The sequence below is a fragment of the Rhizobium sp. SSA_523 genome (assembly GCF_030435705.1).
In the GTDB taxonomy this organism is placed as follows: Bacteria; Pseudomonadota; Alphaproteobacteria; order Rhizobiales; family Rhizobiaceae; genus Neorhizobium.
The window spans coordinates 1,373,763-1,389,430 of sequence record NZ_CP129381.1; the positions used below are offsets into that span (position 1 = coordinate 1,373,763).

The 15,668-nt window shown below is 63.1% G+C and carries 14 protein-coding genes; 13 read left to right on the forward strand and 1 reads right to left on the reverse strand.

All coding sequences use genetic code 11. The annotated features are described in order from the left end of the window. Nucleotides 1–46: 46 nt before the first annotated feature. From otnK to QTJ18_RS07540, 12 genes are all read left to right on the forward strand, one after another. Nucleotides 47–1,336 (forward strand): 3-oxo-tetronate kinase, encoded by a 1,290-nt coding sequence (gene otnK / locus QTJ18_RS07485; protein WP_252754075.1) that lies wholly within the window; start codon nt 47–49, stop codon nt 1,334–1,336. Continuing rightward, nucleotides 1,333–1,980: a class II aldolase/adducin family protein gene (locus QTJ18_RS07490; protein ID WP_252754074.1), complete on the forward strand. Its 648-nt coding sequence runs from the start codon at nt 1,333–1,335 to the stop codon at nt 1,978–1,980. Before otnK ends, QTJ18_RS07490 begins: the two co-directional genes overlap by 4 nt. Before the next feature lie 17 nt (nt 1,981–1,997). After that, the gene (locus QTJ18_RS07495) at nt 1,998–2,786 is read left to right on the forward strand and encodes a shikimate dehydrogenase family protein (protein WP_252754073.1); all 789 of its coding nucleotides are present in this window, start codon (nt 1,998–2,000) and stop codon (nt 2,784–2,786) included. A 126-nt stretch (nt 2,787–2,912) separates the two neighbouring features. After that, nucleotides 2,913–4,022 (forward strand): ABC transporter ATP-binding protein, encoded by a 1,110-nt coding sequence (locus tag QTJ18_RS07500; protein WP_252754072.1) that lies wholly within the window; start codon nt 2,913–2,915, stop codon nt 4,020–4,022. A gap of 44 nt (nt 4,023–4,066) precedes the next feature. Next, nucleotides 4,067–4,897, forward strand: a complete 831-nt coding sequence (locus QTJ18_RS07505) for an ABC transporter permease (protein ID WP_252754221.1) — start codon at nt 4,067–4,069, stop codon at nt 4,895–4,897. Next, nucleotides 4,894–5,685, forward strand: a complete 792-nt coding sequence (locus QTJ18_RS07510) for an ABC transporter permease (protein ID WP_252754071.1) — start codon at nt 4,894–4,896, stop codon at nt 5,683–5,685. The genes QTJ18_RS07505 and QTJ18_RS07510 overlap by 4 nt, the downstream gene beginning before the upstream one ends. 43 nt (nt 5,686–5,728) lie before the next feature. After that, nucleotides 5,729–6,796, forward strand: coding sequence for an extracellular solute-binding protein (locus QTJ18_RS07515; RefSeq protein ID WP_252754070.1), 1,068 nt, complete (start codon nt 5,729–5,731; stop codon nt 6,794–6,796). Between the two features lie 157 nt (nt 6,797–6,953). After that, nucleotides 6,954–7,304 (forward strand): N,N-dimethylformamidase alpha subunit family protein, encoded by a 351-nt coding sequence (locus QTJ18_RS07520; protein ID WP_252754069.1) that lies wholly within the window; start codon nt 6,954–6,956, stop codon nt 7,302–7,304. Beyond that, complete coding sequence (locus tag QTJ18_RS07525) at nt 7,294–9,540, forward strand: N,N-dimethylformamidase beta subunit family domain-containing protein (RefSeq protein WP_252754068.1); 2,247 nt, start codon at nt 7,294–7,296, stop codon at nt 9,538–9,540. The genes QTJ18_RS07520 and QTJ18_RS07525 overlap by 11 nt, the downstream gene beginning before the upstream one ends. A 76-nt stretch (nt 9,541–9,616) precedes the next feature. Beyond that, complete coding sequence (locus QTJ18_RS07530; protein WP_252754067.1) at nt 9,617–11,293, forward strand: N,N-dimethylformamidase beta subunit family domain-containing protein; 1,677 nt, start codon at nt 9,617–9,619, stop codon at nt 11,291–11,293. Nucleotides 11,294–11,348: 55 nt separating this feature from the next. Further along, nucleotides 11,349–12,215: a transketolase gene (locus QTJ18_RS07535; RefSeq protein WP_252754066.1), complete on the forward strand. Its 867-nt coding sequence runs from the start codon at nt 11,349–11,351 to the stop codon at nt 12,213–12,215. Beyond that, a complete protein-coding gene (locus tag QTJ18_RS07540) occupies nt 12,212–13,213 on the forward strand; it encodes a transketolase family protein (RefSeq protein ID WP_252754065.1) in 1,002 nt (333 codons plus the stop codon). The genes QTJ18_RS07535 and QTJ18_RS07540 overlap by 4 nt, the downstream gene beginning before the upstream one ends. Before the next feature lie 23 nt (nt 13,214–13,236). Here QTJ18_RS07540 and QTJ18_RS07545 read toward each other — a convergent pair whose 3' ends face one another. Then, entirely contained in the window at nt 13,237–13,959 is a 723-nt protein-coding gene (locus QTJ18_RS07545; RefSeq protein WP_252754064.1) for a GntR family transcriptional regulator, read from the reverse strand. A gap of 294 nt (nt 13,960–14,253) precedes the next feature. Here QTJ18_RS07545 and QTJ18_RS07550 point away from each other — a divergent pair, with 294 nt between their 5' ends. Further along, nucleotides 14,254–15,489, forward strand: a complete 1,236-nt coding sequence (locus tag QTJ18_RS07550; RefSeq protein ID WP_252754063.1) for an aminotransferase class III-fold pyridoxal phosphate-dependent enzyme — start codon at nt 14,254–14,256, stop codon at nt 15,487–15,489. Nucleotides 15,490–15,668 lie beyond the last annotated feature (179 nt).

Below are 15,668 nucleotides of genomic sequence, written 5' to 3' on the forward strand. Positions count from 1 at the left end.
ATATCATGTACGGAAGAAGAAGCTCAACAGCGGCAGTCGTGGAGACATGATGATCAAGCCAGTCTTCGGGGTCGTCGCAGACGATCTGACAGGCGGAATGGAAACGGCCGCGATGCTGGTCGCCTGCGGTATCGACTGCGCTTTCGTCACGGATCCGGACGCTGTGGAAAGCCTCGGCCAGGTCGATGCCATCGTTGTCGCGCAGAAGACCCGTGTCGTGCCGGCAGCACAAGCCGTGGCGCGCACCGAGCGGGCGGCGCGGGCCTTGCTCGCCCGCGGCACGCGGCAGATCTTCTTCAAATATTGCGCGACATTCGATTCCACCGATGACGGAAATATCGGCCCCGTCGCCGATCTGCTGATGGCATTGACAGGCGCGCCATATACCGCCTTCTGCCCATCCTCTCCGGCTTTGCAGCGCACCGTCTACAATGGTCATTTGTTCCTCGGCAGCCAGCTCATCTCGGAATCCCCCAAGCGCCACGACCCGTTGACGCCGATGACGGATCCGGATCTCGTTCGCGTCCTGCAGCGGCAGACGAAGACCCGCGTCGGATCTCTCGCCCACCCCGCCATCTGCGGGGGCGGCGCCGGTCTCACCCAGGCCGTCCAGATCCTGGCCGAACAGGATATCCGCTATTTTATCACCGATACGATCTATGACCGCGATCTCGACGCCATAGCCGACCTCACCTGCGACTGGCCGCTGATGACCGGCAATGCCACGATCGTCCAGCATTACCCGGCGCTTTGGCGGGAAAAAGGACTTCTCACGGGCGAAGCCCATACGCGAAACCTGCGGCCGGTCTTCGGCAAGGGGGTTGTGCTTTCGGGCAGCTGCGCCGAGCGGACACGCGAACAGCTTGCCGCATTCGAGCAATCTCACCCCGTCCTGCGCATCGACCTGACGCAGATCGACAGTGCCGAGGCGGCGGTGGACGCAGCCCTCCTTTGGGCACTGCCGCTTCTCGAGACCGGACCCGTCGCCCTCTCGACATCTGCTGCACCCGAGGCCGTCTCCGCCGCCCAGGCGCGCTATGGCAGGGACGGCGCAGCCGCTCTGGCGGAAAAAATCGTCGGCGACCTTGCCGTCGCCTTTCACCGGGCCGGCGTCCGTCGCTTCGTCGTGGCTGGCGGAGAAACCTCCGGTTCGGTTGTCGAACGCCTCGGCATACGCGGCCTGGAAGTCGGTCCCTATGGCGGACCGGGCATCGGCACGGCAATCACCACCGACAGCGATCCCATCGGCCTATGCCTGAAATCGGGAAAACTCGGTCCGGTCGACCTGTTCACCCGGGCGCTGGCCGCGATGCAGAACCCGGAGCGAGATGCATGAACGAGATGGACCTGCGCAAGACGATGCTCGAGATCGTCGCAAAGCTTGAAGACAAGGGCTTCAACCATGGTTCGAGCGGCAATGTAAGTTGCCGGATGGGCGACGACATGCTGGTCACACCGACCGGCGGCAATAGCGGCAATATGACACCGGATCGGCTGGTGAGGCTGGACCGCAATGGCGAGACGATCGGCGATGGCCTTCCCTCCAGCGAATGGCATATGCACCAGGCCATTCTGCATGCCTATCCGCACGTGCAGGCCGTCATCCACACCCATGCCGATTGCTGCGTCGCTCTCTCCTGCCTCGGCAAGCCGATCCCTGCCTTCCATTACATGATTGCCAGCTTTGGCGGCACGGATGTGCCCTGCGCGCCCTATGCGACCTTCGGGACGAAGGCGCTGGCAGACAGCGCCGTTGCAGCACTCCGGGACCGCAAGGCCTGCCTGCTCGCCAATCACGGCATGATCGTTGCCGCGACGTCCCTGCAGCAGGCCTTCGACCTGACGGTGAAGCTCGAAACGCTGGCCCGCCAATACATTCTGGCGCGGCAGGCCGGCGAGCCTGCAATCATTCCCGACGAGGAAATCGCGCGGGTTCTGGAACGCTACAAGGGCTATGGCCGCAGCCGGTTGCCCGGCTGATCAGAGAAGGAGCCACCATGGAGATCACCGGCACGTCGAAGATCATGTTCGTGCTTGCCGATCCGGTGGATCATGTCCGCGCCAGCGCGGTGCTGAATGCCTATTTCGCCGGGATCGGCGAGGATATCGCCACGTCGCCGCTTGCCGTTCGTCCGGAAGACCTCGCAACCATTGTCGAGGCGATCCGCCGCATGGGCAATGTCGTCGGCTTCGGCGTCACCATTCCGCATAAGGTGGCCATCCTGCCTTTGCTGGATGCGCTGACGGACGAGGCCCGAATGATCGGCGCCGTCAATTTCGTCCGGCGCAACCGCGATGGCCGGCTGCTCGGCGACAACCTGGACGCACCCGGTTTCCTGGCCGGCCTCAGCGCTCACGGTCTTTCGCCGAAGGGCATGCGGGTTCTGCAGCTCGGTGCGGGTGGCGCCGGTCGCGCCACGGCACTGGCGATCGCACAAGCGGGAGCCGCCGAACTGTTGATCTCCAACCGCAACGCGACGCGCGGCCAGGTCCTCGCCGACAGCGTCCAGGCACAATTTCCGACAGTCCGCGTCTCTGCCGGACCGGCGCCTGCCGGAGCTTTCGATCTGATCGTCAACACCACTCCCCTGGGGATGAAGCCAGGCGATGCGCTGCCCGTCGACCTTAGTGGTTTTACCGGATCACCGGTCGTCTACGACATCATCGTCAATCCGGCCGTGACGCGCCTCATGGCGGATGCCGAAGCGCGTGGCTCAGTCACCATCGGCGGAAAAGCCATGCTGGATGCGCAAATGGCCCTTGTCGCAAGATTGATAAGGCAGTAGCATTCCGATATATCAAATATCATAATGGAGCTCGACACGCATGGGGACGGGATCGACAGCTGTCTGATGGGTCCTCGCCCTTAAGCCAAGCCAAAACGAAAAAAGTGGGAACAGGCTTCAGTGACTATGGCAATAAGCAAAGAATCCGCGGCAGGCGCATCCATTCGCATCAGCCGCCTTGAGAAGCGCTTCGGAAGCGTTTTCGCGGTTAATGGCGTCGACATCGACATCGCGGCCGGCGAATTTCTGGCGCTGCTCGGCCCGAGCGGTTCGGGCAAGACGACGATCTTGATGAGCGTGGCCGGGTTCGAATTTCCGAGCAGCGGCAAGATTCTCGTTGATTCCGAAGATCTGACCTACGTGCCGGCCAACCAGCGCAATCTGGGGATGGTGTTCCAGAACTACACTCTGTTTCCGCACATGTCGATTTTGGACAATGTCGCATTTCCCCTGAAGATGCGCGGCATGGCGAAGGCCGAGCGCTACGCCAAAGCGGAAGAAGCGCTCTCCACCGTCCGCCTGGCGGGGTACGGAGACCGCTTCCCGAACCAGTTGTCCGGTGGCCAGCAGCAGCGCATCGCCCTCGCCCGGGCGATCGTCTACCGGCCCCGCGTCCTGCTGATGGACGAGCCGTTGAGCGCTCTCGACAAGAACCTGCGCGAAGACATGCAGCTCGAAATCAAGCGCCTGCATGCCGAGCTTGGCATCACCGTCATCTTCGTCACCCATGACCAGGGTGAAGCGCTCACCATGGCCGACCGGGTCGCGGTCCTGAAGGACGGCAAGATCCAGCAGATCGGCCCGTCACGCGAACTTTACGAGCGTCCCGCCAACCTCTTCACCGCCGGCTTCATCGGCGAGATGAATTTCATCGACGTCACGGTGGAAGCCGCCGGCGACACGATGACCGTTCTGCTGCCCTCGGGCGAGCGCTGGAGTGTTCCGGCTGCCGCGGCCGTCGAGCCTCTGCATGTCGGCCAGAAGGCGGTTCTCGGCTTCCGTCCGGAGCGGCTGGCGCTCAACGCCACCGGCTCGGATCATACGCTGCAGGTGACGCTGTCGGACGTGGTCTATGCGGGGTCGGCCCTGCTGCTGATCGGCAGGCTGCCCGACGGCACCGAGATCCGCGCCCGCCTTCCAGGCGCCTCCGATCTCGCTGCGCTCACGCGCGGTGCGACCGCCACGTTCAGCGTCTCGAAGGACGCGATCCTGCTTTATGCGGGAGGGACGAAGTGACTGGTCACGCCCGATCCCAATTCTGGCATTCCGATGGGCGCCGCCTGAGCGGACTGGCAACGCTGCTGCTGCTGTCGCCCTTCTTCGCCATCATCGCCTTCGTCTTCATCTACCCGCTCGCCCAGTTGCTCTACATCAGCTTCACCGAGCCGGCGCCGACGCTCGACAATTATGCGCGCGTCGTCACCAATCCGGTCTATGCGCGGGTGCTGATGCGGACGATCTGGACCGCTGTGCTGGTGACAGGCCTTGCCGTTCTTCTCGGCTTCCCCGTCGCCTATTTCATGAGCCGCGCCCGCGGCACGACGGCCGCTTTGGTGGGCACCTGTGTCATTCTGCCCCTGTGGTCGAGCGTGCTCGTGCGAACCGCCGCATGGTCTTTCCTCTTCCAGCGCGAGGGGTTGATCAATTCCGGCCTGATGGCGCTTGGCATCACCTCCGAACCGCTGAGGCTTCTCTACACTCAAGGGGCGGTCGTCGTAGCGATGACCCATGTTCTGCTGCCGTTCATGATCCTGCCGATCTTCGGATCCCTGCGTGCCATCCCGAACGACTATCTGCGGGCCGCCGCCGTTCTCGGCGCCTCGCGCTTCGCCACCTTCCGCGAAGTCCTGCTGCCGCTCAGCCTGCCGGGAATCGCCAGCGGATCGCTGCTGGTCTTCCTGACCGCACTTGGCTTCTTCATCACGCCGGCGCTGCTCGGCTCGCCGCAGGAACTGATGATCGCCACCCTTGTATCGCAGCAGATCCGCGAGGTTCTCGACTGGCCGTTCGCCTCGGCGCTGGTTGGCGTCCTGACGCTCTTCGTCACGCTGCTGGCCCTCATCTTCAGCAAGACCCTGCGGTTCGACCGGTTGATGGGAGCGCAATCATGAAGCCACCCGTCGACAAAGCCTCGCTGGCACTGGGCGCCTATGTCTATGCCGTTCTCGCCTTCATCATCATTCCGCTGGTCATTGTCATTCCGATGTCCTTCGGCACGAGCGATTACCTGGAATTTCCACCCCGCGGCTTCACGCTGAAATGGTACCAGGAGTTTTTCGACAGCCGCCAATGGCGCAATGCCACCTGGCTCAGCGCGCAAGTCGCCTTTCTGACCGCCATCTCGGCGTCGATCATTGGAACTGCGGCGACCTATGCCATGGTCCGCGGACGGAGCAGCCTGGCAACGCTCTTCCAGATCCTGCTGATCGGCCCGATCATCGTGCCGCATATCGCACTTGCTGTCGGCCTTTATCTGTTTTTCCAGTCGATCGGCCTGTCGGGCACCGTTCCAGGCTTCGTTCTCGCTCACACCATTCTGGCGCTTCCCTTCGTCGTCTTCACCACCGCGTCCGCGCTGGGCAAGGTGGATGCGAACCTCGAAGCTGCGGCGATGAGCTGCGGCGCGAGCCGTTTCAACGCCTTTCGCCTGATCACGCTTCCGCTCATCTTGCCGAACGTGATCAGTGGCGCACTGTTCGCCTTCATCATCTCCTTCGATGAACCGGTCGTGTCCTTCTTCCTCTCCGGCGTCCGCTACAAGACCCTGCCGCGCCGGATGTTCGAAGACATCGAGCAAAATCTCACCCCCATCATACCGGCGATCGCGACGCTGCTGATCGTCCTCTCCATCGCGATACTCGCCATCGCCTTCCTGATGAGGTCGCGTGCAAAAGCCTGACTGGGAACAAAGCTTAGAACTTAAAAACAAGAGGAGAACCATCATGCCGATACAGAACTGGAAATGGACCACCGCAGCGATTGCGATCGCCGCGGGACTTGCCGGCACGACACCCGCCGTCGCGCAGGAACTGGAAGATCAGCTGGTTATCGCCACGACGGGCGGCCTGATGGGCAACTCGCTGGCCAAGTATTTCTACGAGCCTTTCGCAAAAGCCAAGGATGTCGAAGTGGTGCCGGTCGCCATCGAGGTTCCCGACCAGTGGGCGCGTTCGGAAGCGATGATGCGCACCGGCAATGTCGAATTCGACATTGTCACCGCCACCGGTCCGGATCTCGTTGCGCGCACCGAGATGCTCGAAAAGATCGACTGCAGCCAGCTTCCCAGTGTTCAGAAGTTCGGCGTCTCGGATGCCTGCACGCCCTACGGCGTCGTGCGCACCACCGGCGGCATGCTGATCAACTACAATACCGAGGCTTTCAAGGACAAGGCGCCGACCACCTGGGCCGACTTCTGGAACGTCAAGGACTTCCCCGGCCCGCGCGGCCTGCCCGATACCGGCGATCGCGACTGGTGGGTTCCCGTCGCCGCCCTTCTGGCGGACGGCGTCAAGCAGAGCGAACTGTTTCCGCTCGATCTCGACCGCGCCTACAAGAAGCTCGATGAGATCCGCCCGCATGTCGCCGTCTGGTGGAAGACCGGCGACCAGGTGCAGCAGATCATGCGCAACAAGGAAGTCGTCATGACCATGAGCTATTCCGGCCGCGCGCTGGCAGTGGTCAAGGAAGGCGGGCCGGTTGCCATGTCCTGGGACGGTGCGATCCGCGACACAGGCTATATGGCGATCCTCAAGGGTGCTCCCGACAAGAATGCAGCGCTTGCCTATCTCGACTTCTTCTATGCCAATGCAGAGGCCCATGTGCCCTTCATGCGGGACGTGAACTACGCAACCGGCAGCAAGACGGTCTACGACCAGCTGAAGCCGGAGGAAGCCAAGCTCTTTGCCACCTCGCCGGAAAACTACGAGAAGCTGGTGAAGCCCGACTTCGCCTGGATCGGCGCCCATCGCGATGAACTGCGCCAGCGCTGGACGGCGTGGCTGACCCGCTGATCGCGGGCTCCTGAGCATCGGGCCGTTTCCAAATTCGCCCGACGCTATAGAGGGGCAGCCATCCCTGCCCCTCATCACCTCCTCCCCGGGCCGCGGGGAGCAGGCCCGACAGGCCAAAGGGCAGACCCGGACAATTGCAACGACAGGAACGATTTGCATGGATCACACCAGTGACCCGAACGCGCTGCGCTATGTCATCGATCCGCAGCGGCTCGATCTCGTGGAGGAATTCCGCAAGAGCCCGCTCGGCGTGCATAGCGCCGAGCTGCGCAAGATGCTGGCGAAGATGCGCTGGGGCAAGGCGCAGGGCCGCCTCGTCCTGATCGTGCTGGAGGCCGGCAAGGCGTGGCGTCTTTCGCGCATTCCCGAGCGTCGCGGCGATCCGATGCCATTCGTCGACGATCGCATCTTCACGTCGCTTTCCGAGGCGGAATGGCATGTTTTCAAGATCCGCTGGCAGGCCATGACCGGCCAAACGCTACCCCCGGAGTATCAAGGTGATCTATAAGACCAACGAATATCTCGGCTACCCCGACCGGATCAGCGTGCCGGCCGGCGAAACCGTCAAGTTCCAGCTGTCGAGCCGGCGCGACGCCGTCAAGGTCGAAGTCCTGCGCCTGCGCTGCGGCGATGTCGACGTCAACGGGCCAGGCTTCAAGTATGACCTGATGGACAGCGCCATAGACGGCGTTCACGCCTGCCTGGACCAGGAGATCCGGCCCGGCTCCTGCGCGGTGATCGAGCATGGCGGCACGCTTGTTCCCAGTGGCAACGGCTGGTCCTTCGGCTGCTATATCTATCCCACCCACATCGCCGATAATGGTCGCGGCATCATGAGCAACTGGTGCGAAACCACCGGCCAGGGCTATGCGCTCGAGCTCGACTCCGAAGGCCGCCCCGTCCTGCGCCTGGGAAGCACCTGCCTCACCCTCGACGTCAAGGTTCGCGAACGGGTCTGGTCCTTCATCTCCGCAACGCTCGACCTCGCCAAAAAGACCGCCAGGTTGTCCTTGATCGTGCCGGCCGACGGCACGCGTCCGGCAGCGGCCCATGCGAAGAGCTTTGCGCTTCCCGATGTCCTGCCGCTCGACAGCGGCCTCGATTTTCTGATCGCCGCCCACCACCTGGACCCCGCGAACCGCTACACGGCGCATTTCGACGGGAAGATCGAGGCGCCGCGGATCGTCTCCAGCTCTCTGGAAGCCGAGGCGCTGCGGGTCCTCGATTGCCAGCCGCGCACTGGAGCAGCCGCGCCCGGCCTCGTCGCCTTCTGGGATTTCGGGGATGGCATCACGACGCTCGACATCAAGGACCTCTCGGCCAATTGCCTGCATGGCCGCTTGCATCAGCTGCCGCGACGCGGCGTCACGGGCTTTTTCTGGTCCGGCGCCGTGCATGATTTTCGCCTGGCGCCGCGCGAATATGCGGCCATCCACTTTCACAGCGACGACATCTATGACTGCCAGTGGCAGACAACATTCACGCTCGATGTGCCTGCGGATTGGCGCACCGGCGTCTATGCGCTGCGGCTGACGCCGGCCGGAGACGAACCGGAGCCGGACTGCGAGAGCTACGTCACCTTCTTCGTCACCCCCGGCAAGCAGACCAAGCGGGCGGATCTCGTGGTCGTGCTCTCGGTTGCAACCTACCTGGCCTATGCGAACAGTGCGCTGCGGCTCTACCAGGTGCATTTCGAGACGCTGATGGAGCATGTGCTCTGGCTGCCGCTGGACGATGTCTACATGCAGGAGCATCCTCAGATCGGCCAGTCGACCTATGACAGCCATGTTGACGGATCCGGCCGCGCCTATTCGTCCTGGCTCCGTCCGGTCCTCAGCATGCGTCCGCGCGGCTACTGGTTCAACATGATCAACGACACCCATATCCTCGACTGGCTTGAGGAAAAGGGCATCGCCTATGACGTCATCACCGATGTCGAACTGGACCGCGAAGGCGCCCGTGCGCTGAGGCCCTATCGCGCGATGATGACGCCGACCCATGCGGAATATTACTCGTTCAACATGATGAACGGCATCATGGACTACCAGAACGGCGGGGGCCGGCACATTTCCATGGGCGGCAACGCCTTCTACTGGCGTTGCGGCTTCCATCCGGCGGCTCCGGCCGCGCTCGAAGTGCGCCGCGGAATGGCCGGCACCCGCACCTGGGAGTCCGAACCGGGTGAAGTGCATCTGGCCGGCACCGGCGAGCCGGGCGCCCTCTGGAGGCATAGCGGTTTCGCCCCGCAGAAGCTGGTCGGCACCGGCTTTTCGGCGATGATCAACGACACCTGCACCTATTACGTCCGCACGCCGGACAGCGAGGATCCGCGGGCGGCCTTCATCTTCGAAGGCACCGGACGGCACGAGCGGTTTGGCGATTTCGGCTTCCGCTACGGTGGCGCCGTGGGCAGCGAGATCGACCGTCTGGACTACGACCTCGGGACGCCGCGCCACGCCTTGCTGATTGCCACTTCGGAAGGTCTCGGCGCCGGCGCGCTTCCGACGCCGGAGGAGTTCCGCACCATGGTCGACGGGCTGGACGGTACGCAGAACGCTCTTGTCCGCGCCGACATGGTGTTCTTCGAGACGGGCAATGGCGGCGCAGTCTTCGCCTCCGGCTCGATCACCTTCGGCATGTCGCTCGGCCACAACAATTATGACAACAATATCAGCACGATCACGCTGAATGTCGTGAAGCGGTTTCTCGACCCCGAACCCTTCGTCCTGCCGGCTTTGACCTAGACGGCGACGGGCCGCGCCGGCGCGCGGCCTTGGCAAACCCTGCGGCATGCGCCGTACGCGACTTCAAGAGGCGATCATGGCAGACAGACCGGAATTTCAATCTCCCGAGCTCGGACCGATGAATGTCGCGCCGCGCAAGGTGCGGCCGATGCATGCCGACGACCACTGGAACAGCCAGCCGTGGTACGAGGCACCGCGAGAAGACCCCGACATACCGGAAGTCTATACCTATACCGACGCGATCTCGTACGATCCCGGCGACGAGGTCACATTCCATTCGACCTCGACCGCCAGGACCTGGCGCCTGCAGATCTATCGCGACGGATTGCACCCGGAAACCGTGCATGAGGTAGCGGCGATTGATGGCGTATTCGCGCCGACCCCCAAGGACGCCTACCGCAACGGCTGCAACTGGCCGGTCAGTCATCGATGGACATTGCCGGCCGACCTGAAGTCGGGCTTCTACCGCGTGGTATCGACCTGCGACAGGCCGAACGGCATCAAGTTCGTGCAGCATCACTTTTTCGTCGTGCGGCCGACTGAAAAGACCCGCCGCGCCAAGATCCTGATGGTCCTGCCGACCGGCACCTGGACGTCCTACAACGACTTCGGCGGCGCCAATCACTATTTCGGCGTCGAAGGCGAGAACCGCGATCAGCCGTCGCCGGTCCTGTCGCTCGAACGTCCCTGGACGCGCGGCATTGTCTGGCTGCCGGCGGGCGCGCCGCGGATCTGCGCCGATCCGGCACCGGAAATGGGTGACGCGCCGCGCTATGCGATGAAGGAATGGGCCTATGCCAATGGCTTCGGCCAGTATTATGCGGCTGCCGGCTGGGCGCAGTTCGACCGCCACTTCGTGCTTTGGGCCGAAAAAGAAGGCTTCGAGCTCGACATGATCACCCAGACCGATCTGCATTACCGGCCGGAGCTGCTCGACGCCTATCCCTGCGTCACCATTATCGGTCACGACGAATACTGGACCTGGGAAATGCGCGAGGCGATGGAGGGCTATGTCGAGCGCGGCGGAAATCTTGCCCGCTTCGGCGCGAATTTCCTCTGGCAGATCCGTCTCGAGGCGGATGGCAAGCGGCAGATCTGCCACAAGTTCAAGGCGATCCACAACGATCCCGTCGCAGGCACAGACAAGGCGCATCTGCTGACCAGCGCCTGGGAGGACCACACTGTGAAGTGGCCGGGTGCGTCGACGGTCGGCGTCAACGGGGCGCACGGCATGTATGCCTCCTGGGGCGGCTTTGCGCCGAACGGCCAGAAGGGCATGACCGTCTACCGGCCGACCCACTGGGCCTTCCAGGGCACCGGCCTGCACTATGCCGACATCTTCGGCGACAAGCAGCATATCTTCGCCTATGAGGTGGACGGCCTGGACTACACGTTCCGCCACGGCCTCCCCTATCCGGTCGCGGTGGAGGGCCAGCCCGAGACGATCGAGATCCTTGCGATGTCGCCGGCGGTCCTCGCCGAGGACGAGCCCGAAGGCGAAGGCTTCCGCTACTATGTGCGCGGCAGCGATCATGAGGGGCTTGTCGAATGCGTTACCGGAGAGGTAACGCCGGAAGGGCTCGCGCGCTACAAATACGGATCCGGGATGATGGTGCACATGACCCGCGGCAAAGGCGAGGTGCTGACCGCGGCCACTTGCGAATGGGTCATGGGCCTGAAACGCGGCGATCCTTTCACCCAGCGCATCACCCGCAACATCCTTGACCGGTTTACCGCCGGCCGATCCGCATAGGCGGAGATGGGACGAGCTTTCGCATCAGAACAATGGCCTGGGAGGGTTTGAGCCGATGAACACTGATACCAGCCGCGAAAGGCAGCCTGCCGCGCGCAACCGCGATCCTGCCGACCTCGCGCGGATCGCGCGGTCGCTCCGGCGCCACGTGATCGCGCTCGTGGCACCGACCGGCCAGGGCTATGTCCAGCAGGGTCTCGGCGCGGCCGACCTGTTCGCCGTCTTGTATTTCGCTGAAATGCGGCTCGACCCGGCCGATCCGCAATGGCCGGACCGCGACCGCTTCCTGCTCTCGACGGCCCATAACACGGCCATCTTCTATGCAACGCTTGCCGCGCGCGGCATTGTCGAGCGGGATCTGGTGGACCAGTATTGCCAGGATGGTTCCGTGTTCGAGGTCAATGCCTCCGAACGGGTCGGCACAGCCATCGAAGCGACGCTCGGCTCTCTCGGACAGGGCCTCTCGGTCGGCATCGGCATGGCACTCGCGGCACGGCGCCGCGGCTCGCAAAGCCGGGTTTACGTGGTTCTCGGCGATGGCGAATTGCAGGAGGGCCAGCTCTGGGAAGCGGCTCTCTATGCCGGCAGCGCCGGTCTCTCCAATCTCTGCCTGATCATCGACTACAACAGCATGCAAGTTGAAGGTCATATCGACAAGGTGGTGTCGGTGGCGCCGGTCGCCGAAAAATTCGCGGCTTTCGGTTGGGCCGCCGAGGAGATCGACGGCCATGACATTCCGGCTCTCTTGACGGCGCTCGAAGAGGCCCGTGGCCGGGACAGGCCGACCTGCCTCGTGGCCACCACAACTGCCGGCAAGGGCGTGCCGTCGCTGGAGGGCATCCTCGCCCATAATCTCAAACTGCCAGCCGAGGTCGCCGCCGAGGCGATGGCCGCCCTGGCCGATGCGGAGGAGAGACCATGAGCCGCCAGACGGAAGACCGAGCATCCCTGGAAGTCCTGGACTTCAACGCGCGTGGCGCCTCGGCGGCGACGGCGCAGAAACATTACGGAGAGGCACTGCTGCAGGCCGCACAGGCTGATGACCGGATCGTCTGCCTGACCGCCGACCTCACCCTTCCGACGGAGACGGACCTGTTCCGCGACCAGTTGCCGGAGCGCTTTCACCAGGTCGGCATCGCGGAAGCCAATATGATCGGCATCGCCGGAGGTCTGGCTCGGTCCGGCGAGATTCCCTTCGTTCACAGCTTCTGCGTCTTTGCGACCCGTCGCTGCTATGACCAGATCGCCATGCAGGTGGCCTATCCGCGCGCCAATGTGAAGATCGTCGGGGTAATCCCCGGATTGACGACTTTGCTCGGGGTCTCGCATCAGGCGATCGATGATATCGCCCTGATGCGGGCACTACCGAACATGACGGTGATCGAACCGAGCAGCCCGGACCAGGTGCGTGCTTCGGTCGCGGCGATCGCCCGGCATGAGGGTCCGGTCTACCTGCGCCTGAAACGCGCCGACGGAACGGAGGTGGTCGGCGATCCTGCATCCGACTTTACCATCGGCAAGATGAGGGTGCTGCGCGAGGGCCAGCAGGGCCTGATCGTCGCCTGCGGCATGATGGTCTATATCGCACGATCGGCCGCTGACGCGTTGAGCCGCGACGGCATCGAAATGACGGTCGTCGACATGGCGACGATCAAACCGCTCGATCCCGCTTTGGTCGAACTTGCGAGGCGGATGCCGCTTGTCGTCACCGCGGAAAACCACTCGATCATTGGCGGGCTCGGGAGCGCGGTGGCGGAAATGCTGATGGAAAACGATGTCCCGTCGAAATTCCGCCGCCTCGGCGTCCGCGACACGTTCGCCGAAGGCGGCACAACCGCCTTTCTCTTCGAGAAATACGGGTTATCCGCGAATGCCCTGGTTGCGACGATCCGCCAGGCACTGGCACAGCCAGCACCATGAGGGACCTGCGTGCCCTTGCGGCCTCAGGCGGAGGGGGGTGGCAGGTAGCGGGTGCCGCCGGATTTTTCCAGCAGGCGCACCAGGTTTTGTCCGCCTTCCATCATGTCTGCCTGAATGGCTTCGCGAACCTTGTCTGCACGGCGCTGCCGCAAGTATTTCAGCACGGACAGGTGCTGATGCTCTTTCGGGTAGGTCGGGGGCGCGCTCGGATAATGGAAGTTCAGGAGCGGCCCGTTGCGCATCCAGATATCGTCGAGGATGGCCAAAACTTCCGGCAGTTCGGATCCTTCGTAAAGCCCGCGGTGAAACTGCCAGTTGGCGCGCACCGCATCCGACCAGCGCTGCTGCTGCTCGGCCGCGATCAATTCGGCATGAATGGCTTCCATACGGTCGATATCGGCCTCCGAAACACGCGTTGTGGCGTGTTCGGCGGCAAGGCCTTCAAGAAACAAGCGCACCGTCCGCAGCTCGATATACTGCTTGGCCGTCATGTGAGCCACGGCGATCGAACGGCCCGCCTGCATTTCCAGCGCCCTGGCGCGCACCAATTGCATCAGCGCCTCGCGGATCGGCGTCTCGGAGACGTTCATCGTCGTCGCCAGATCACGGATCTTAAAGCGATGGCCCGGCCAGAACCGGCCCTCCATCAGGGCTTGCCGCAGGTTGTTGTAGACCAAGCCGGTCAGGCTATCCCGCACGACCGGTCCAACTCCATTACCGTCCACCACCTGATCCACGTCTCGCATCTCGTTTCCTAGTACGGCCGGTGAGCCGGACGAGCCGGCGCCTGTTCACCTATATATAATATACCCTGTCGGATTTGCACGCTCTACCCATGACATCCTTAGAGAGGCTTTTACTCGCAGACGATCCCTCCCGTCCATGGTTTTTCATGCGGCCGAGTAACCCACAGATTGGGAAATGGCGGGAGCGGACAGAGGCTACCCAACACTGAGGGATTGCTGCCCCCAGACCCCAGCAAAGTGATTGCGGACCGGCCTCATATATGATATATCAAAGGAACAAAGATGGAGTTGGCGATGTCTGATTTGGTCAGGATGCAGGACCGCGCATTGCGCGCACGTGCGGAGAAGGTCGTTCCCGGGGGAATGTGGGGACACCTGCATGCGGCGAAGCTACCGGATGCCTATCCGCAATTCTTCAGCCGCGGCGAAGGCGGCATTCTCTGGGATGTCGACGGAAATCGTTACGTCGATTTCATGTGCAGCTGGGGCCCGAACCTTCTCGGGCACCTCCACCCGGAGGTCGAAGAAGCGGCCGAGCGCCAGCGGCGCATGGGCGATTGCCTGAATGGGCCCGCCGAAGTCATGGTCGAACTGGCTGAACTCGTGGTCGACACGATTGCCCATGCCGATTGGACAATGTTCCAGAAGAACGGCACCGATGCGACGACGACATGCGTCACCATTGCGCGCGCGGCAACGGGCAAACGCAAGATCCTGGTTGCCAAGGGCGCCTATCACGGCGCCGTTCCGTGGTGCTCCCCTTCTTTGATCGGCGTGACGGCGGAAGACCGCGCCCATCTCGTCTACTACACGTTCAACGACATCGAATCGCTCGAGACTGCGGTGAAAGAGGCCGCTGACGACATGGCAGCGATCGTCGTCTCGGCCTATCGCCACGATATCAGTCTTGATCAGGAACTGCCGACCCAGGATTTCGCCAAGGCCGTCCGCCGGCTTGCCGATAGCAAGGGCGCCGCGCTGATCATTGATGAGGTTCGCGCCGGCTTCCGCCTTCACACAGCCGGAAGCTGGGAACCGCTCGGCGTTCGGCCCGATCTTTCCGCCTGGAGCAAGGCGATCGCCAACGGCTACACGCTGTCGGCGGTAACCGGCAGCGACTGGCTGCGCAAGGCGGCGTCACAGATCTTCGTCACCGGATCGTTCTGGGCCGGTGCCGTCGCGATGGCCGCAGCGTTGGCCACGTTGAAGGTGGTGCGGCGGGACAATGTTCCTGAAAAGGTGGCGCGGCTTGGCCAGATGCTGCGCGACGGGCTGGAAACCCGCTCACGCCAGTTCGGCCTCTCCATCCGCCAGTCGGGTCCTGCACAAATGCCCACTGTTCTGTTCGATGACGATGCCGACTTCGCCAAGGGCAATGCCTTCTGCAATGCCGCCCTGTCGAAAGGCGTGTATTTCCACCCGAGGCACAACATGTTCCTCTGCGCCGCCCATACGGAAGCCGATATTGCTGCCGCTCTGGAAGCAGCCGAACATGGATTTGCCACGGTGAGCAACCGCGCGGCGACATAAACCGCGGGGACGCCGACCGCCCTCCGTAGCGGGTCGCGAAGCACCTTTTGGACGGCCCGAAGCGGCAGAGCCGGTTTCGGGATGGCCCTGCCGAGCCATCACGAAAGCGTGCCTGCATGTGTTCGGGCCAAGGACTGGTCGCCGCTCCAAACCGCGCTAATATCTCACATCGTGCATAT